Source organism: Bradyrhizobium sp. S3.2.6, assembly GCF_040546885.1.
In the GTDB taxonomy this organism is placed as follows: Bacteria; Pseudomonadota; Alphaproteobacteria; order Rhizobiales; family Xanthobacteraceae; genus Bradyrhizobium; species Bradyrhizobium cytisi.
Genome location: NZ_JBEPOS010000004.1, coordinates 335351 through 353265 on the forward strand (window position 1 = coordinate 335351; position 17915 = coordinate 353265).

Below are 17915 nucleotides of genomic sequence, written 5' to 3' on the forward strand. Positions count from 1 at the left end.
GCCGAGTTTGGTGATCGTGCAATGAGCTAATCCTATCAGGTGTCCAATGGCTGAGAACATCCATCCCTTCTACGGGACGCATCGCGACGCCATGGAGGCCGCCATGCGCCATCGACTCGACCTTGCCGATGCGATGTTGCGCGAACGCGCGCATCTCACCGGGATCGACGGGATCAGACGAGAGGTGATGGACGAATTCGAGATCGTGCTCACCCAGATGCCCTATGTCGGCGGTGCGGCAAGCCGCATGAGCGATTTCTTCATGCGTCTGATGGGTTTTATGGCCATCAGTCGGGTCCTGCGACGGCATGGTGTGCCGGTGCCCGTGATCGGCGAGATCGAGCGGGAGACCTACGAGGCGCAATTGCTCGCCGTGTCAGAAGCGGAACGTCTCGCCTCGGGGCGTCAATTCATGTCGCCGGAGAACCAGGCTCTGCTGCGCGAGCAGGCGGCAACAAGCGCGACTGAGAGCCATCAAAAGGATTTTCCGGAAGATTTCGTCTACGACTTCGTCGAGCCGGGTCCGGAAGACACCTTTGAATTCGGTATCAACTACAAGGCTTGCGGCTTCTGCAAACTCGCGGCGCGCCATGGCGACAAGGAAATCCTGCCGAACATCTGCGGGCTCGATTTCGTCGCCTACGCAGCGCGAGGCATTCGCCTGGAAAGAGCACAAACGCTAGCGGGCGGCGCGAGCCATTGCAATTTCCGCTTCTCGCGGCTGTCGTCGGACTAAATGGCTCTCCTGTCTCCACATCGTCATTGCGAGCGCAGCGAAGCAATCCAGAATCTTTCCGCGGCGGCAGTCTGGATTGCTTCGCTCCGCTCGCAATGACGGTGGTCGGGGCACGGTCCTGAGCCCATCGGCACACACCGCGATGATGACATCGTGCTCCTGTTTTGCCCGACGTGTCAAACGCCGTCGCGGCGGGCATTCAAACCGCTCCGCGCCAAATTCCCTAGCAATTTCTACTGTGCATGGGGTTGTTTTTGCGGCTTTGTTTTGGGGCGGTCTAGTCCGCCGCTTTTTCTCGTAAGCGCTGCGCATAGACGTTGATGATCAGCGCCGCCAGCAGGATCACGCCCCGGATCAGGATCTTCAGGAAGCTGTCGATGTTGACGTGGTCGAGGCCGTTGTTGAGAACACCGAGGACGAAAAGCCCAACGATGGTGTTGCCGATGCCGCCGCGGCCGCCGAACAGGCTGGTGCCGCCGACCACGACGGCGGCGATGGAATCGAGCAGGTAGGTGTCGAACTCGTTCTGCTGCGCGCTGCCGAAATGGGCGACGCCGAGCATGCCGCCGATGCCGGAGCAGACCGCGGAGATCACCATGACCGCGCCGAGGATGAGCTTGACGTTGAGGCCGGAATATTCGGCCGCCTCGCGATTGCCCCCGACCATGTAGATGTAGCGGCCAAAGCGCGTGTAGGTCAGCACCAGATGGCCGCCGAGCAGCATGATGGCCGCGACGATCACGATCCAGGGGATGCCGCCGATCGCGCCTGACCCGAGCGTCGTGATCAGGTCCGGCACCTTGTAGGCGATCTGGCCGCGCACCAGCAGCGCCGAGATGCCGGCCGCGATTTGCATCATGGCGAGCGTCATGATGAAGGAGGGGATGCCGATCACGGTCAGCCCCAGCGCGTTGACGAGACCGAGCGCCGCGCAGAGCAGGATCGCGAGCAGGATCGCGGCGGCGCCGGGAAGGGGGATGTTTGGAATGTTGACGTAGGATTCCTGCAGCGTGAAGTAGGCGACTGCGATGCCGGTGACGTTGGCGATGCCGGCGATCGACAGATCGATCTCGGCGCAGAGGATCACGAAGGTGAGACCGACGGCGATGATGCCGGTGACCGACACCTGCGTCAGGATGTTGCCGAGATTGTCGATGGTCGCAAAGGAGGGGCTGGCAAGCGCGAAGAAGCCGGACAGGAAGATCAGCGTCAGGAACGGCGCGATGTTGCGCATCTGCGAGCGCAGGAAGGGCGCAAGGCCTCGTGCGCGCTGTCCCGTCGCTGGAGCCGTCTCACTGCTCACCATGGTGCTTCTCCGTCACGCCGCTTCCAGCAGGCGGTCCTTGCTGACCGGCTCGTTCCTGAATTCCCGCACCACGGCGCCGCGCTTGAGCACGAGGATGCGGTCGGCCAGCGACAGCACCGTCTCCGGCTCGGTCGACAGCACGATGATCGCGAGTCCCCTGGCGCGGAGGTCGCGGACGATGTTGATGACGTCGTTCTTGGCGCCGACATCCATGCCGCGGGTCGGCTCGCACAGCACCAGCAGCTTGGGCGGATAGGTCAGCCATTTTGCCAGCGCGACCTTCTGCTGGTTGCCGCCCGAGAGCATGCCGAGATCGAGGCCGACCACCGGCGGCCTGATCTGCAACTGATCAATCTGGTGCTTCGCGATGTCGCGCTCCTGCGCCGGCTTGAGCAGCAGCGACGAGATGCGGTCCAGAATGCTGATCGAGATGTTCTTGTAGACCGGCTCCTGGTGAAACAGCATGGCGCGCCGGCTTTCGGGCACCAGCGCCACGCCGGCGCGCCGCGCCGCCGCCGTGCTGGTAAATCGCTTTGGCGTGCCGTCGACGGCGAGGGTGCCGGCGTCCGGCTTCAGCTTGCCGAACAGGATGCGGGACAATTCCTGCTGCCCGCAGCCCATGAAGCCGTAGATGCCGAGCACTTCGCCGGCGCGCGCCTCGAACGAGACGTCCTGAAGGCTGCGCGCCAGCGACAGCTTGTCGACCTTCAGCACGACCGAGCTGTCGCTCGGCCGCGGCAGCATCAAATCGTCAGTATAGCTGTGCTCGAGCGCTTCGCCACCGCGGCCGATCATGGCCTCGATCAGCGCGCCCTTGGAGGTCGCGGCGCTCGCGGTCTCCGCGACCTTCCGCCCGTTGCGGAACACGGTCACTGTGTCGGACACGCGAAGAATGTCCTCGATGAAATGCGAGATGAAGACGATGGCCGTGCCTTGCTCCCGCAGCCGCTTGAGCGTTGCGAACAGTCGCTCGACCTCGGGTGGAGAGAGGGCGGAGGTCGGCTCGTCCAGGATGACGATGCGGGCACCGGAGAACAGCACGCGGGCGATCTCGATCAGCTGCTGCAGCCCGATCGGCAGGTCGCCAAGCCGCGACATCGGATCGACGTCGATGCCGAATCGAGCAAGCTGCTCGCCGGCCTCGCGCGCCATGCGCCGCCATTGCACCAGGCCAAGGCGGTTGGTCGGCTGGTTGCCGAGGAAGACGTTCTCCGCGACGGTGAGGTCGGGCGCGACGGAGAGCTCCTGATGCACCATGGCGATGCCGGCCGCGTGCGCATCGCGCGCCGAGCGGAAGTGGGTCGCCTGGCCGTCGATCAGGACGCGGCCGGAGAACTCGGTGTGCACGCCGGCGATGATCTTCATCAGCGTGCTTTTTCCCGCGCCGTTCTCGCCGACGAGACCGTGAATCTCGCCGGGAAGAAGCGCGAAGTCGACACCACGAAGCGCTTCGACGCCGCCGAAGCTCTTCGTGATGCCCTGGAGTTCCAGGATGGGCGAACGACCCTCAGGCATGCAAGATCAGATCTTGGAGGATTTCAGATCAGGAAGTGATCCTGCATCCACTGCATGCCGGCGGCATTGGCCTTGGTCACGACCGGACCGTCGGTGACGACGTTCTTGGGGATGCCCTGGCCGCTCTTCTCGCCACCGGCGACTGCCGCGACACCGGCGATGATCGCGCCGCCATGGATGCGGCAGGACGGATTGCGGACGGTCGCGAACATGCGGCCCTCGCTCACGGCCTGGATCGCCGGCGGCATGGCGTCGACGCCGCCGATCAGGATGTTGGTGCGGTTGTGCGCCTTCATGATGTTGGCGGCAGCGAGCGCCATGTCGTCATTGTGGAAGAACGCCGCGTCTATCTGCGGGTATTTGGTCAGATAGGTTTCCCAGAGCCGCGCGGTCTTGGAGACGTCCCAGTCGGCCGGCTGGGTGTCGAGCACCTCGATGCCAGGGAATTGCTTGACGACGTTGTTGAACCCCTTGGCGCGGCCTTGTGCGCCTGTATGTCCGAGCGCGCCTTGGGTCATGATGATCTTGCCCTTGCCGCCCATCGCGTTGCACAGCGCCTGCGTCACCGAGGCGCCCATGAACTCGTTGTCGGGGGCGAGGAAGGAATGGACGTTGATCTGGTCGAGCGGCGCGATCAGCGTGTCCATGTCGATCACAGGCGTGCCGGCGTCGATCATCTTCTGCACCGGCTGGGTGAGGGTGCCGATGCCGAAGGCCTGGATCGCGACGAAGTCCCATTTCTGCGAGGCCATGTTGTCGATCGCCGCGCGCTGTTTCACGGCGTCGAGCTGGCCATCGAACCAGGTGACCTCGACGTTGAACAGCTTGCCCCAGAATTCCGCGGCCTGCTTGCCCTGTGCGCACCAGGTCGCCTGAAGGCCGGCGTTGGAGAATGCCGCCTTCAGCGGCTTCTCGGATCGTCCGACTTCGGCTGCCAATGCTGGATTTATGCCCATGCTGCCGAGGATGGCAGTTGCGGCGCCGGCGGTCGCAGCCGCCTGAAGAAGATCGCGCCTCGTCGTCGAGAAATCTTTCGTCCCGGACATTGCTCGCTCCCATATATTTTTGTCGGCGCGTCATTGATTGCGCGACCGATGTTGGAAAGTCTCTCACAATCGAAGAGCTCACGCCACCCAATCTGCTATCGCGCGGGATTTCGCCCCAGTCTCGGGATGCTCGCGCAGCAGACGTTGATAGACCAGCGGCGTGAGATCCGGGCCGCGCGATGCCGCGATCTCAAAGCTCTGTTCGATTGTATGAGGCGTTCATCGACGTGTCGGCCGCTCAAGGCAAAAAAAGAGCGGGGCCCTAGCCCCGCTCAAAAATTGTGTCGACCCTATTATCCCCGATTCTAAGATTTGATCTTGATTGGCGGGGCGACGCTGCATTTTGCGCGCCAGGGGCTCCTCCCGAGACTTGGACCACCAGACTTTGACCTCGCGGCTAGCCTGAGCAAGAGCGATGCTAGATCAACTTTTCTCACTTGTCATCATTTTCGGCAACGATTGTTCAAAATTCGAGCAGTTGACGAAATGATCGGGTTATTTGACCCCATAAGTATATGACAAACATAAGAATTCTGTGGACGGACAGGCCGGCGCGGCTGCCTCAAATGCCGGACGCGGCCTCGGAGCGAGGCCGTCCGAGCACATTTTTCGAGAGATCTGCGCCACCCCAACAAGGCGGCCGAAGTGACCTCGACTCGGAGCGGGGGTGGTGTTTAGTTAGCAGACGAATGAATGGTTCGGCGGATGCGCGCTCGGCTGCAAAAATTCCTACCGGTTGTCCTGCTCGCTTTGGTGATGCAGGTGCTGGCGCCGATTGCCGCCTGTTGGGCGGCCGGCCAGGCCGTTGCCGATCCGCTTGGCACCGGCGTCATCTGCCACAGCGTCAGCGAGCAGGGTACTCCGAACGACCAGAACGGCGCGCCGACCGCGCATGCCGGCGCCTGCGTGCTGTGCTGCCTGGCGCAGGCCAACGCATCGTTCGATTCGCCGCCGCACGCGGTGCTCTCCGTCCCCTTCCGCCACGCCGAGCGCGTGGTTTGGCATGAGGCGGATGCGTCCGCTGTCGCTGCCCATAGGGGCTCAAGCGCCCAGGCGCGGGGACCTCCCCACTTTTCCTGACGACCCCTCGTGATCGCCGCGGTTCATCCGTTGGCGATTGATGCTGTCGAATGGCCGGAAGAGAAAGCCGGCGTCAGGAATCCCGAGATGTTACCTCGTCATGCCCGCTGCGGCGTGAGTGTCGTTGCCATTCAGGCTGCGCTGCTCGCCTCGTCGAGTGACGTTTTCGCCCAGAGCAGCCCAAAGGAGCTGCCCGCGGTGACCGTCGATGCACCCGCGGCGGTAAAACCCAAGCCGCGCAAGCCGCCGGTGCAAACCGCTGGCGCCAGGAGAAATTTGGCAAAGCCTGCGGTCGAGCGACCGGCCTCGGTCGCGGCTGACCAGGGCGCGGGCGGCGTCCGGGCGTCGCTGGATCAGCCGGCGGCGGTAGCCCGCTATCAACTGCCGCAGCGGTCCTTCAGCATCACGGCAAAGCAGGTCGACGAGACCATCAACCTCAAGGACCCCGAGGACGCCGTCAAATACATGCCGAGCCTGTTCGTGCGGAAGCGCAATGACGGTGACAATCAGGCAGTGCTCGCGACGCGAAGCTGGGGCCTGAACTCGAGTGCGCGGACGCTGATCTATTACGATGACCTCCTGATCTCGGCGCTGATCGGCAACAACAACTCCGGCGCCTCGCCGAAATGGAACTTGATCTCTCCCGAGGCGATCGGGCGGGTCGATTTCCTCAACGGTCCGTTCGCGGCCGCCTATCCCGGCAATTCCATCGGCGGTGTTCTGCTGATCACCTCGAAGATGCCGGAAAAGCCGTTTGCGGTGGCCAAGGAAACCGTCTCGGTGATGCCGTGGAATCAATACGGCACCAAAGACACCTATTTAACCAGCCAGACCAGCGCCGCCGCAGGCAATCGCGATGGCAAGCTGTCCTGGCTTGTCAGCGCGAACTATCTCGATAGCTACCAGCAGCCGCTGACATATACGACCAACGCCTCGTTCCCGGCCGGCACGACCGGTGGTTTTGCCGCACTCAACAAGACCGGTGGCGTTGCCAACGTCGTTGGCACCGGCACGCTGGCGCATTCGCAGCAGACTTCCGGCAATCTGCGGCTCGCCTACGACATCACGCCACTGGTGCAGGCGACGTATTCGCTCGGCATCTGGAACAATCACCAAACCTCCGATCCGCAGACCTATCTCAGATCGACCGCAACGGACTTGCCGACGTTCGGCAGCATCAGCAGCTTTGCGAGCAGCAAGTACACCTGGGATCAGCTCCATATGAGCAACGCCGTCTCGCTCAAAAGCGATACCAAGGGCGTATTCGATTTCGACCTTGCCGCGTCGAGCTACAATTATCTCCAGGATACCCTCATCAATCCCTTTACTGTGGTGCCGTCGCCGGGCCTTGGCTATTCGTTGAACGGCAAGGTGACGCGGATGGACGGCACCAACTGGCAGAACGCCGAAGCTAAGGGCATCTGGCGTCCGTTCGGAATCGATGGTCCGCACGAGATCAGCTTCGGCGCGCACGGCGACCGCTACCGGCTCGAGAACCCCGTTTATGCCTCGACCGTCTGGTTCAATGCGCCCTCAGCGGGCAACGGCCAGCTGTATTCGACCGGTGTCGGCGAGACGCGCACTGAAGCTCTCTGGGTACAGGATGCCTGGAAGATCACTCCGATCGTCAAGCTGACGTTCGGTGGACGGCTGGAGAGCTGGCAGGCGGTCGAGGGTTTCAATCTCAACACCACGACGACCAGCGCCGGTGTCGTCACGTCGGCAGTGCCGACGTGGCAGCCGGGCCTGTCCTCGACGAATTTCTCGCCGAAGGCGTCGTTGTCGTTCGATCCCAACAAGGACTGGAATGTTACTGCGAATTTCGGTGAAGCCTACCGCTATCCGACGGTGACCGAGCTCTACCAGAACATCAGCGTGGGCGGCGTCACCTATCTCGCCAATCCGCTGCTGTCACCAGAGCAGGACTTCACCGGCGAGCTCAATCTCGAGCGGCGCTGGGCCGATGGGCGGGTGCGGCTCACTGTGTTCGGCGAGCGGACCAACAATGCGCTGATCTCGCAATCGACTACGGTAACGGACGCAAAGGGGGCGCAAACGGTGCAGACAGCGGTCAGCAACGTCGCTGCAATCCGCATGCAGGGAGTCGAATTGTCGGCTGACAAGGACAATGTGGTGGTGAACGGCCTGCAAGTCTTCGGCAGCGTCACTTACGTCGATTCCAGAATCATCTCCGATCCGAACTGGAAGGGACCGACCAGTGTCGTCGGCAAGCGCGTACCTTTCGTGCCTGACTGGCGCGCCAAGTTCGGCGTGACCTATCGGCCGAACGACAGTTGGGCCTATACGGTTGCGGCGCGCTACAGCGGCAAGCAGTATTCGACGCTGGACAACTCGGATATCATCCCGCACGTCTACGGCGCCTTCGATAACTTTTTTGTTGTGGACTTGAAGATCCACTACAACGCGACGAAGAATTTCGCGTTCGACTTCGGCATCGATAATCTCTTCAACGCGCAATACTTCCTGTTCCATCCATTCCCGGGACGAACTTTCGTTCTCGCCGGCAAGTACACGTTCTGACGGGTGGTACCCCCTCAATGGCGACAAGAAAGGCAATCAACATGAACACACTCTCACGCATTTTCGCGCTCGCAGTGCTCTCGGCGGTCGTGATCGCGGTGCCGGTCCGCGCCGAGGACGTCAAGGCGGGCGATCTCGTCATCACCCAGGGCTGGAGCCGGGCGACCCCGAGCGGCGCGAAAGTCGCCGGCGGTTTCCTGACCATCGAGAACAAGGGCACGGCGCCCGACAAGCTCGTCAAAGTGACCGCCGAGATCGCGGGCAAGGCCGAGGTCCACGAAATGACGATGGACAATGGCGTGATGAAGATGCGCCCGCTCGACAAGGGGCTCGTTATCGGGCCGGGCAAGACCGTGAAGCTCGCTCCGGGCGGCTATCATCTGATGCTCCAGGAGCTCAAGGGCCCCTTCAAGGAGGGCGAGAAGGTGGCGGTGACGCTCGAATTCGAGAAGGCCGGTAAGGTCGCCGTCGCGCTCGACGTCCAGGGCGTCGGCGCGCAGGCGCCCGGCGGCGGCGGAAGCATGATGATGAAGAAAATGCCCGACCATTCGGGAATGAAAATGTGACGCGTGTGATCTAAACCCCGGGAGATCGAGCATGTCGAAGACACCCTGGCTGATCCTGATGGCTGCGCTGGCCGCATCGCCTGCGGCGGCACATGTCTATCTAGAAGGCAAGCAGGCCACGGTCGGTGCGTCCTATAAGGCCGTCTTCGCCGTGCCGCACGGCTGCTCCGGCTCGCCGACGGTCAAGATCCGCGTGCAGATCCCCGAAGGAGTCATCGCGGTGAAGCCGATGCCGAAGGCTGGTTGGAACGTTGATGTCGTCGAGGGCCAGTATGCCAGTGCGTACGACTATCACGGCAACAAGCTGACCTCTGGCGTGAAGGAAGTGGTCTGGTCCGGCGGCAAGCTGCCGGACCACAATTACGACGAGTTCGTCGTCAGCAGCTTCCTCACCGACAGCCTGAAGCCCAACACCACGCTGTATTTTCCGGTGGTGCAGGAATGCGAGAAGGGTGTCAGCCGCTGGATCGAAATCCCGGCGGAGGGGGCAGCCTATTCGCATGAGGAAAAGTCGCCGGCGCCCGGCGTGAAGCTGCTGCCCAAGCCGTAATGCGTCGTCTCGCTGCGCTCGCGATGTTGCTCGTCGTCGCCGGCACTTCGACCGGCGCGTCGGCGCATGCGGCGCTGATCTCGGTTGAGCCGGCGAGCGGTAGCATCCTGACGAGCGCGTCAAAGGCGGTGGAATTGCGCTTCAACGAAGCGGTGACGCCGGGCGCGATCCAGTTGATCGATGGCGCGGGCAGGGCGCGCGACGATGCGCGCGTCACGACATCCGGCGAGAGCATTTCGATTGCGATGCCGCCGGACCTGCCGCAGGGCACGGCGGTCGTGAGTTACCGGGTGATCTCGCAGGACGGCCATCCTGTCGCGGGATCGGTGATCTTTTCGGTCGGCGTGCCGACGGCCACGCAGCCTCCGGCCAATGCGGATGGCCGGCTGAACGCGCTGATCTGGCTGTCGCGGATCGGTCTCTATCTCGGGCTGTTTGTCGGTGTCGGCGGCGTATTCTTTGCCCGCTGGATTTCGCGGTCAATGGCGGGGATGGGCGCGCCGCGCGCCGCGCTGCTTGTCGGTCTCCCAAGCGCAATTGTCTCGCTGGGCGTGTTGGGTCTCGATCTCCTTGGCCTGCCGCCGGCAGCACTCGTGACGGCGGCTCCCTGGACCGTCGCATTCGTCACCAGCGCCGGCCCAGCCTTGCTCGTCGCCATTGCGGCGATGCTGCTCGCGCTGATGGCGCTGGGCCGCGCGTGGCATGCGCGCGCTCTTGCGGCGGTCGCGTTCGCTGGCGTCGGCCTGTCGCTCGCCATGACCGGGCACGCCGCAACGGCGCCGCCGGAGGTGCTGACGCGGCCGGCGATCTTCCTCCATGGCCTTGCGGTTGCATTTTGGATCGGCGCGCTGGCGCCGCTAGCAGCGCTGCTGTCGAAGCCGACGCCGGCGGTGCTGCCGCTACTGAACCGCTTCTCGCGCATCGCCATGCCGGTGGTCGCCGCGCTGGCGTTGACCGGGCTCACGCTTGCAATCATCCAGCTCGAAAAGCCGTCAGCGCTGGTCGAGACGAGCTACGGACTCATTCTGTCAGTCAAATTGGCTCTGGTTTTATCCCTGCTTGGGCTCGCCGCGCTCAATCGCACTCGGCTGACGCCGGCGCTGGCGAAGGACCAAAGGGCCGCGCCCGCGCTCAGGCGCTCGATCCTGTTCGAATGCGGGGTCGCGCTCGGCATCTTTGCCGTCGTCGCCGGTTGGCGCTTCACGCCGCCGCCGCGGACCATCCTCCCGGAGACGCCGCTGGCGATCCACATCCATACCGACAAGGCGATGTTCCAGGTGCTGGTGTCCCCCGGCAAGGCCGGCGTGGACGATTTCGTGCTTCAGCTCATGACCGGCGAGGCGACGCCGCTGAAGGTCAAGGAGGCGACGCTGACGCTCAGCCTGCCCGAGCGCGGTATCGAGCCGATGGAACGCGACGCCGAGCTGGGACCAGACGGCTATTGGCACGTGCGCAAAGTCGAGCTGCCCTTCGCCGGCCGCTGGCATGTGCGGATCGATGCGCTGGTGACCGATTTCGAGAAAGTCACTCTCGAGGACGAGCTCGAGGTCGCGCCGCGTTAAGTCGGCAGGGTTCAACTCGAACCCGAAGTCGACGGAAAAATGACAGGAATTCCGCCGCGTTAGCGGCTTTTCCTCATTCCCGGTCTTGTGTTTTCGCTTCCAATCCGGTTTCACTGCGGGCCACCACTGATTCCCAGAGTCTTGCCATGCGGTTGTCGCGGTTCTTTCTGCCCATCCTGAAGGAAAATCCGAAAGAAGCGGAGATCGTCTCGCATCGGTTGATGCTGCGCGCCGGCATGATCCGCCAGGAGGCGGCCGGCATCTATGCCTGGCTGCCGTTGGGCTTCCGGGTGCTGAAGAAGATCGAACAGATCGTGCGGGAGGAGCAGGATCGCTCCGGCGCGCTGGAACTGTTGATGCCGACGCTCCAGCTCGCCGACCTCTGGCGCGAGAGCGGCCGCTACGACGCCTACGGCCCGGAGATGCTGCGCATCGCCGACCGCCACAAGCGCGAGCTGCTATACGGGCCGACCAACGAGGAAATGGTCACCGAGATTTTTCGCGCTTACGTGAAGTCCTACAAGAACCTGCCGCTGAATCTCTATCATATCCAATGGAAATTCCGCGACGAGCAGCGGCCGCGCTTCGGCGTGATGCGCGGCCGCGAGTTCCTGATGAAGGATGCCTATTCCTTCGACCTCAACGAGGCGGCGGCGCGTATCTCCTACAACAAGATGTTCGTCGCCTATTTGCGCACCTTCGCGCGGATGGGGCTGAAGGCGATTCCGATGCGCGCCGAAACCGGCCCGATCGGCGGCGACCTCAGCCACGAGTTCATCGTGCTCGCCGAAACCGGCGAATCCGGTGTTTTCATCAATCGCGACGTGCTGGACCTGCCGGTGCCGGGCGAGGACGTCGACTATGAGAGCGATCTGACCCCGATCATCAAGCAGTGGACCTCGGTCTATGCCGCGACGGAGGACGTTCACGATCCCGCGCGGTTCGAGCAGGAAGTGCCTGCGGACAAGCGCGTGAACACCCGCGGCATCGAGGTCGGCCAAATCTTCTACTTCGGCACCAAATACTCCGAACCGATGAAGGCGACGGTGGCGGGCCCGGACGGCGTGGACGTGCCGATCCATGGCGGCTCCTACGGCGTCGGCGTCTCGCGCCTGCTCGGTGCCATCATCGAGGCCTGCCATGACGATGCCGGCATCAAATGGCCGGAGGCGGTGGCCCCGTTCCGTGTCTCGATCCTCAATCTCAAGCAGGGCGATGCGGCGGTCGATACGGCCTGCGAGAAGCTCTATGCCGAGCTCCGGGCCAAGGGCGTCGATGTGCTCTATGACGACACCGACCAGCGCGCCGGCGCCAAATTCGCCGCCGCCGACCTGATCGGCATCCCCTGGCAGATCATGATCGGGCCGAAGGGGCTGGCCGACGGCAAGGTCGAGATCAAGAAGCGCAGTGACGGCTCCCGCGAGACGATGTCGCCAGCGGACGCGGTCGCCCGCCTGGTCGGCTGAATATTGTTCATCGCCTGATATCGCGGCCGCCAATCCGGCCACAATTGACCCCGAATCATGGGATTATCGAGCGATGGATGAGACCATGACTGAAACCGTTCAAACCGCGCCGTTCGCGCCCTTCGAGTGGATGCTGTCGGCGCGCTATTTGCGGGCGCGGCGCAAGGAGGGATTCATCTCGGTCATCGCCGGGTTCTCCTTCCTTGGCATCATGCTCGGCGTCGCCACGCTGATCATCGTGATGGCCGTCATGAACGGCTTCCGCAAAGAGCTGCTCGACAAGATCCTGGGGCTGAACGGCCATATCCTGGTCCAGCCGCTGGAATCGCCGCTGACCGACTGGAAGGACGTTGCCGAGCGCATCAGCCAGGTCCAGGGCATCCGGCTGGCTGCCCCCGTGGTCGACGGCCAGGCGCTGGCGTCCTCGCCCTGGAACGCCTCGGGCGTGCTGGTGCGCGGCATCCGCTCCGACGACCTGAATAACCTCACCTCGATCGCCAAGAACATCAAGCAGGGATCGCTCGAGGGGTTTGACGACGGCCAGGGCGTCGCAATCGGCCGGCGGCTCGCCGACCAGCTGTCGCTGCATGCCGGCGACAGCGTGACCTTGGTGGCGCCGAAGGGCGCGGTGACGCCGATGGGCACCACGCCGCGCATAAAACCGTACAAGATCGTCGCAGTGTTCGAGATCGGCATGTCCGAGTACGACCTCGGCTTCGTCTTCATGCCGCTCGCCGAGGCGCAGGCCTATTTCAACCGCAGCAGCGACGTCACCTCGATCGAGGTGTTCACCACCAATCCCGACAAGATCGATTCATTCCGCAAATCGGTGACGGAGGCCGCGGGCCGGCCGGTGTTCCTGGTCGACTGGCGCCAGCGCAACTCGACTTTCTTCAACGCGCTCCAGGTCGAGCGCAACGTGATGTTTCTGATCCTGACCATGATCGTGCTGGTCGCGGCGCTCAACATCGTCTCCGGCCTGATCATGCTGGTGAAGGACAAGGGCAGCGACATTGCGATCCTGCGCACGATGGGGGCCTCGCAAGGCTCGATCATGCGGATCTTCCTGATCACGGGCGCATCCATCGGCGTGGTCGGCACGCTGGTGGGGTTCTTCGTCGGGCTGGTGATCTGCCTCAACATCGAATCCATCCGGCAATTCCTGTCCTGGCTGACCAGCACCGAGCTGTTCTCGCCGGAACTCTACTTCCTGTCGAAGCTGCCCGCCGAGATCGACGTCGGCGAGACCACGGCCGTCGTCGTCATGGCGCTGACGCTGTCGTTCCTGGCGACGCTCTACCCGTCGTGGCGCGCCGCGCGCCTCGATCCGGTCGAAGCGCTGCGGTACGAGTGAGGGCCTGATGGAGCAGCAGGGGGCGGAAGATGTACCGGTCATCTATCTCCACGAGATAAGACGGCAGTACCTGCAGGGCGAGGCGGCGCTGACGATTCTCGACAATGCCAAGCTCGCGCTGTGGGCGGGCCAGTCCGTCGCGCTGGTCGCGCCGTCGGGCTCGGGCAAGTCGACGCTGCTGCACATCGCGGGCCTGCTCGAAGCTCCCGATTCCGGCGAGGTCTATGTCAATGGCGCGCCGACCTCGCAACTGCCCGACATTGAGCGCGCCCAGCTGCGCCGCACCGATATCGGCTTCGTCTACCAGTCGCACCGGCTGCTGCCGGAATTCTCGGCGCTGGAGAACGTGATGATGCCGCAGATGATCCGCGGCCTGAAGAAGTCCGAGAGCGTCAAGCGCGCCAAGGAGATCCTTGGCTATCTCGGCCTCGGCGACCGCATCACCCATCGTCCGGCGGAGCTGTCGGGCGGCGAGCAGCAGCGCGTCGCAATTGCGCGCGCCGTCGCCAACGCACCGCGGGTGCTGTTCGCGGACGAGCCGACCGGCAACCTCGATCCGCACACCGCCGACCACGTGTTCCAGGCCCTGATGCAGCTGGTCAAGGCAACCAAGGTCTCGATGCTGATCGCGACCCACAACATGGAGCTCGCCGGCCGCATGGACCGGCGCGTGTCGCTGGCCGACGGCCAGGTCGTCGAGCTCGAATAAAGAAAACGCGAAAACAACCCCATGCACAGTAGACGGCCGCTGCCGTCCACGATCGGGGTGACGTCTTCCAGTGACTTGATCGATCAGGCAAACTCGCCGCAGCAGCGCATTGCCGCAGTGTGCAGGCAATTTACGGCCTGATCACAGTCAATTTGAACGGTCCGCCATTGGCGGCGGCGTGGGCCACGGCCTCATTGACGTGGTCGAGGTCGAAATCCGTCGTCACATATTCGTCGAGCCGCAGCAGCCCGGCGCGCACCAACCCGATCAGACGCGTTGCCGCATCCGGCGGATACATCCAGACGCCGTGGACGGAGATGCAGTTGCGCATGAGCCAGGGGTAGGGCAGCTCGAGGCCCGGCCCCCCCGCCATGCCGACGCCGCCCATCAGCACGACGCGGCCATAGGCGCGCACCGTCATGACCGCCGCCCGCACCACGCGCGTGCTGACCGAGGGCGGCATGATGTCGAGCACGCAGTCGATCGGCCCGGGCGCGGCGCGCTTCATCGCCTCGCGGTCGTCGTCCTCGTTGCCGGTGAGCCTGACCGGCTTCACCCGCGCGCCGAAGCGGCGGACGAGGTCGGCCAGGATTTTCTCGTTGCGGCCGGGCGTCACCACGCAGGCCGCGCCCATCGCGAGCGCGACGGAAACGGCGGCGCTGCCGAAATTGCCGGTGGCCCCGCTCACCAGAACGGTCTCGCCTGCTTGCAGGTTTGCGGCAAGAAAGCCGCCATAGGGCACCAGCGCCGTTCCGAGCGCGCACCATTGCGAGGCTTCTTCCGACGTGATCGCGCCAAGGCGCTTCACGTTCTCGGTCGGCACCCGCATCTGCTCGGCATACGAGCCGTGGCGAAAATGCTGCTGCAGGCGCATGCCGCCGGGGCCGGCTGCCGTGAGTCCCTGCAGGGCAATATCGGGCGCCACGACATCGTCGCGCGACCGCACCGTCGGGTCGCAGAACACCCAGTCGCCAATGCTAAGCTTGGTTGCGTCCGGGCCGATCGCACGCACCCGGCCGATGCCGCCGGGGCCGGGGATGATCGGCAGCTCGAGCGCATAATTGCGCTCACCGCTGAAAACCTCGTTCATGTAGGACAGAACGCGCGTGGCGACGACATCGACGATGACCTCGCCGGTGCCGAGCACCGGGTCCGGAGCAGTCTCGATCACCAGCGGCGATCCAAAGGACTTGAGTACGGCAGCTTTCATGATGTTCACCTCGAAGTCAGGTGACACTCATATGCGGCGCCCTTGAAGGGACAAGAAGGCCTGGTATTATCCTAGTATTCCATAGGCCCTGCATGATGTATGCAAGCGCGGCTAATGAAGAAACTGGAAACGCGACATGCCCGTGATGTTCAATACGATTCTGGCGCAGGACGGAATTGACGCCAGCCAAGTGCGGCTACTACGACACCAGGATACGCGTGCCGATACCATTCGCTCGCCCTATGAGCTGTGGCGTGATGACCGCCCCGGATTTGAATCGTATCAGTCGGTCCAGAGCACGCAGAACCGTGCGAAATTCGCTTCGCCTTATTGGGCATCATTCGTGGCTGACTTTGCGGGAGCCACGCTTTTCGCTGGCTTGTACGCAGCCCAATATGTCGGCGTGGGAGACAAGGATCTCTCCCTCGACCGCACCGGGAAGGGCTGGACAAGGCCGGGGCATATGATTTGTACCGTCTCGAATTAGGAAAGTTGATCCGCTTGCGGCGCCGCGCTCCACTTGCTTAAGTTGCAGGAACTGGAGTAGGCGATTTATGAAATGTCAGTTATCCACTTCAGCACTCATCGTTTTGGTGCTGATCTTCACCAGCAATCGCGCAGCCGCAGTCAACACTGACATGAAGATCAGCGGCGGAAAAGGCTGCTTCATGGGTGATTGCAGCAAACGTCAAGAGCGGACTGCTGTAAGTTGCTCTCACCGCGCTGATTCATGTCGGATGAAGAACAGCGCCCATCCCAGCATGGCTTCACGATGTGACGCCGCCCGCCTAGCATGTCTCAAAACTGGTACTTTTGTAACGTTATCCGGTGAAAGGATAACTGGCACCTTAAGGGAATAATCGAGACCACTTAATCTCGACGTCTACTTCCTGACCCGCTGTGCACATTCTTGAGGGGAGTGATCCATTGCCCCTGAAGGAGGAGTGGGCGGAGTTCTCAGGGCGTCACCTTTGCGTGAGCTCACTGCTCCCACAGTTTCCGCGGCCGAGGCGTGTCGGATATATGCGACGCTCCCCAATAGGAGCGCAGCATGACCAAGATGGTTCAACAGCAGATCGATCAACTAACCTGCGATATCGACCTTGCTCGAGAAGCTATGCGGATCGAGCAAGATCGGTACAACCGCGAGCATTTCACTTGGACGTCGCAAGACGTCGACGACTGGCGGACAGCAAGCCAATCCGACAGTGACCAGCTGCGCGAGATGCTCGAAGAGCGCGACAGGCTGCGCGGCCAACTCACTTGAAGGGAGTGAACCCTCAATCGCGATCATCGATCTCTCTGACTGGCCCTCAGCATTGATCCGCCCAATTTGACGGACCAAGAAGGCCTGGTATTATCCTAGTATTCCCAAAGCCCTCCGTCGCGGGAGCACGCCATGGCCGATCCACGCCGCGTAGAATTCGGCGATTTCCTCCGCTCCCGCCGCGAAAAGCTGTCGCCGAAGACCGTGGGCCTTCCCGCAGGGACGCGGCGCCGCACGGCAGGGCTCCGCCGCGAGGAGGTCGCCCAGCTCGCCGGCATCGGCGTCGACTGGTACATCCGCCTCGAGCAGGGCCGCACCGTCAGCCCGTCGGTCACCACCGTTGACGCGCTGGCGCGTGCACTGCGCCTCAGCAAGACCGAGCACGCGCACCTCAAGGACCTCGCGCGCGACGGCGCGAGGGGGGCGTTCACTCGCGAAATCGTGCCGCCGCCGATCCTGCGCCTGGTCGAGAGCCTGCCGCATCCGGCCTACATCACCGGGCGGCGCTGGGATGTGCTGGCCTGGAACGCAGCCGCCGAGGAGATCTTCGCGTTCGGCCGGTTGCCGAAGGAGGATCGCAACACGCTGCTGCTGATGATGACCAACAAGCGCACGCGAAAATCCTACGGCGCAGGCTGGGCCGATGTCGCCAAGCGCATGGTCGCGATGTTTCGCGCCACTCACGACGTCTGGGCCGGCGATCCCGCGTTTGCGGAATTGCTGACGCGGTTGCGCGAAGGCAGTCCCGAATTCGTCAAATGGTGGGGCGCGCACGAGGTGCATGGCACCTTGTCGGGCCGCAAGACCATGTCCCATCCGACCAAGGGCGTGCTGCACTTCGAGCACACGAGCTTTCAGGCCAATGACGATCCCGCGCTGAAGCTCGTGATCTACACGCCGATGTGAGGACGAATGTCGCAAAGTGCCTGCAGGCGGCGAAGACCGCGCACTATCATTGCGGCCAACGCAAATTAATGTTACAATTCGTAGCATTGGCTGGCGGTGGA

The 17915-nt window shown here is 63.1% G+C and carries 16 protein-coding genes; 12 read left to right on the forward strand and 4 right to left on the reverse strand.

Annotated elements, in window-relative coordinates:
• The first annotated feature begins 46 nt into the window (after positions 1-46).
• Positions 47-736, forward strand: a complete 690-nt coding sequence (locus ABID58_RS11995) for an L-2-amino-thiazoline-4-carboxylic acid hydrolase (RefSeq protein ID WP_354032765.1) — start codon at positions 47-49, stop codon at positions 734-736.
• A gap of 277 nt (positions 737-1013) precedes the next feature.
• On the opposite strand, the gene ABID58_RS12000 is transcribed toward ABID58_RS11995, so the two are convergent.
• The 3 genes from ABID58_RS12000 to ABID58_RS12010 are packed head-to-tail and all read right to left on the reverse strand — an operon-like array spanning position 1014 to position 4603.
• On the reverse strand, positions 1014-2042 hold the full coding sequence (locus ABID58_RS12000; RefSeq protein WP_354032766.1) for an ABC transporter permease: 1029 nt from the start codon (positions 2040-2042) through the stop codon (positions 1014-1016).
• A gap of 12 nt (positions 2043-2054) precedes the next feature.
• Positions 2055-3557 carry a sugar ABC transporter ATP-binding protein gene (locus tag ABID58_RS12005; RefSeq protein WP_354032767.1) on the reverse strand — a complete coding sequence of 501 codons (1503 nt, stop codon included), beginning with the start codon at positions 3555-3557 and terminating at the stop codon, positions 2055-2057.
• 23 nt (positions 3558-3580) lie between these two features.
• Positions 3581-4603 (reverse strand): sugar ABC transporter substrate-binding protein, encoded by a 1023-nt coding sequence (locus ABID58_RS12010; protein ID WP_148753658.1) that lies wholly within the window; start codon positions 4601-4603, stop codon positions 3581-3583.
• A 705-nt stretch (positions 4604-5308) separates the two neighbouring features.
• On the opposite strand from ABID58_RS12010, the gene ABID58_RS12020 reads away from it, so the two are divergent.
• The 8 genes from ABID58_RS12020 to ABID58_RS12055 all read left to right on the forward strand — a co-directional run bounded on the left by ABID58_RS12020 (position 5309) and on the right by ABID58_RS12055 (position 14431).
• A complete protein-coding gene (locus tag ABID58_RS12020) occupies positions 5309-5683 on the forward strand; it encodes a DUF2946 family protein (protein ID WP_354032768.1) in 375 nt (124 codons plus the stop codon).
• 87 nt (positions 5684-5770) lie between these two features.
• Positions 5771-8224 carry a TonB-dependent receptor gene (locus tag ABID58_RS12025; protein WP_354032769.1) on the forward strand — a complete coding sequence of 818 codons (2454 nt, stop codon included), beginning with the start codon at positions 5771-5773 and terminating at the stop codon, positions 8222-8224.
• 41 nt (positions 8225-8265) lie between these two features.
• Entirely contained in the window at positions 8266-8790 is a 525-nt protein-coding gene (locus ABID58_RS12030) for a copper chaperone PCu(A)C (RefSeq protein ID WP_148753664.1), read from the forward strand.
• 31 nt (positions 8791-8821) lie between these two features.
• A complete protein-coding gene (locus ABID58_RS12035; protein ID WP_354032770.1) occupies positions 8822-9340 on the forward strand; it encodes a YcnI family copper-binding membrane protein in 519 nt (172 codons plus the stop codon).
• Complete coding sequence (locus tag ABID58_RS12040; RefSeq protein ID WP_354032771.1) at positions 9340-10902, forward strand: copper resistance CopC/CopD family protein; 1563 nt, start codon at positions 9340-9342, stop codon at positions 10900-10902. The genes ABID58_RS12035 and ABID58_RS12040 overlap by 1 nt, the downstream gene beginning before the upstream one ends.
• A gap of 146 nt (positions 10903-11048) precedes the next feature.
• Complete coding sequence (gene proS / locus ABID58_RS12045) at positions 11049-12368, forward strand: proline--tRNA ligase (RefSeq protein ID WP_354032772.1); 1320 nt, start codon at positions 11049-11051, stop codon at positions 12366-12368.
• Positions 12369-12441: 73 nt separating this feature from the next.
• The gene (locus ABID58_RS12050) at positions 12442-13722 is read left to right on the forward strand and encodes a lipoprotein-releasing ABC transporter permease subunit (RefSeq protein WP_148753668.1); all 1281 of its coding nucleotides are present in this window, start codon (positions 12442-12444) and stop codon (positions 13720-13722) included.
• A 7-nt stretch (positions 13723-13729) separates the two neighbouring features.
• The gene (locus ABID58_RS12055) at positions 13730-14431 is read left to right on the forward strand and encodes an ABC transporter ATP-binding protein (protein ID WP_354032773.1); all 702 of its coding nucleotides are present in this window, start codon (positions 13730-13732) and stop codon (positions 14429-14431) included.
• A gap of 130 nt (positions 14432-14561) precedes the next feature.
• Here ABID58_RS12055 and ABID58_RS12060 read toward each other — a convergent pair whose 3' ends face one another.
• Entirely contained in the window at positions 14562-15641 is a 1080-nt protein-coding gene (locus ABID58_RS12060; RefSeq protein WP_354032774.1) for a zinc-binding dehydrogenase, read from the reverse strand.
• A gap of 136 nt (positions 15642-15777) precedes the next feature.
• Between ABID58_RS12060 and ABID58_RS12065 the strand changes: the two genes are divergently transcribed.
• The 3 genes from ABID58_RS12065 to ABID58_RS12075 all read left to right on the forward strand — a co-directional run bounded on the left by ABID58_RS12065 (position 15778) and on the right by ABID58_RS12075 (position 17814).
• Positions 15778-16128: a hypothetical protein gene (locus ABID58_RS12065; protein ID WP_354032775.1), complete on the forward strand. Its 351-nt coding sequence runs from the start codon at positions 15778-15780 to the stop codon at positions 16126-16128.
• A gap of 564 nt (positions 16129-16692) precedes the next feature.
• Entirely contained in the window at positions 16693-16908 is a 216-nt protein-coding gene (locus ABID58_RS12070) for a hypothetical protein (protein ID WP_354032776.1), read from the forward strand.
• A 132-nt stretch (positions 16909-17040) separates the two neighbouring features.
• Positions 17041-17814, forward strand: a complete 774-nt coding sequence (locus tag ABID58_RS12075) for a helix-turn-helix transcriptional regulator (RefSeq protein ID WP_354032777.1) — start codon at positions 17041-17043, stop codon at positions 17812-17814.
• Positions 17815-17915 lie beyond the last annotated feature (101 nt).

Coding starts and splice junctions, on each gene's coding strand:
- ABID58_RS11995 (WP_354032765.1), top strand. CDS start 47: ATGGCTGAGAACATCCATCCCTTCTACGGGACGCATCGCGACGCCATG.
- ABID58_RS12000 (WP_354032766.1), bottom strand. CDS start 2,042: ATGGTGAGCAGTGAGACGGCTCCAGCGACGGGACAGCGCGCACGAGGC.
- ABID58_RS12005 (WP_354032767.1), bottom strand. CDS start 3,557: ATGCCTGAGGGTCGTTCGCCCATCCTGGAACTCCAGGGCATCACGAAG.
- ABID58_RS12010 (WP_148753658.1), bottom strand. CDS start 4,603: ATGTCCGGGACGAAAGATTTCTCGACGACGAGGCGCGATCTTCTTCAG.
- ABID58_RS12020 (WP_354032768.1), top strand. CDS start 5,309: ATGCGCGCTCGGCTGCAAAAATTCCTACCGGTTGTCCTGCTCGCTTTG.
- ABID58_RS12025 (WP_354032769.1), top strand. CDS start 5,771: ATGTTACCTCGTCATGCCCGCTGCGGCGTGAGTGTCGTTGCCATTCAG.
- ABID58_RS12030 (WP_148753664.1), top strand. CDS start 8,266: ATGAACACACTCTCACGCATTTTCGCGCTCGCAGTGCTCTCGGCGGTC.
- ABID58_RS12035 (WP_354032770.1), top strand. CDS start 8,822: ATGTCGAAGACACCCTGGCTGATCCTGATGGCTGCGCTGGCCGCATCG.
- ABID58_RS12040 (WP_354032771.1), top strand. CDS start 9,340: ATGCGTCGTCTCGCTGCGCTCGCGATGTTGCTCGTCGTCGCCGGCACT.
- proS (WP_354032772.1), top strand. CDS start 11,049: ATGCGGTTGTCGCGGTTCTTTCTGCCCATCCTGAAGGAAAATCCGAAA.
- ABID58_RS12050 (WP_148753668.1), top strand. CDS start 12,442: ATGGATGAGACCATGACTGAAACCGTTCAAACCGCGCCGTTCGCGCCC.
- ABID58_RS12055 (WP_354032773.1), top strand. CDS start 13,730: ATGGAGCAGCAGGGGGCGGAAGATGTACCGGTCATCTATCTCCACGAG.
- ABID58_RS12060 (WP_354032774.1), bottom strand. CDS start 15,641: ATGAAAGCTGCCGTACTCAAGTCCTTTGGATCGCCGCTGGTGATCGAG.
- ABID58_RS12065 (WP_354032775.1), top strand. CDS start 15,778: ATGCCCGTGATGTTCAATACGATTCTGGCGCAGGACGGAATTGACGCC.
- ABID58_RS12070 (WP_354032776.1), top strand. CDS start 16,693: ATGACCAAGATGGTTCAACAGCAGATCGATCAACTAACCTGCGATATC.
- ABID58_RS12075 (WP_354032777.1), top strand. CDS start 17,041: ATGGCCGATCCACGCCGCGTAGAATTCGGCGATTTCCTCCGCTCCCGC.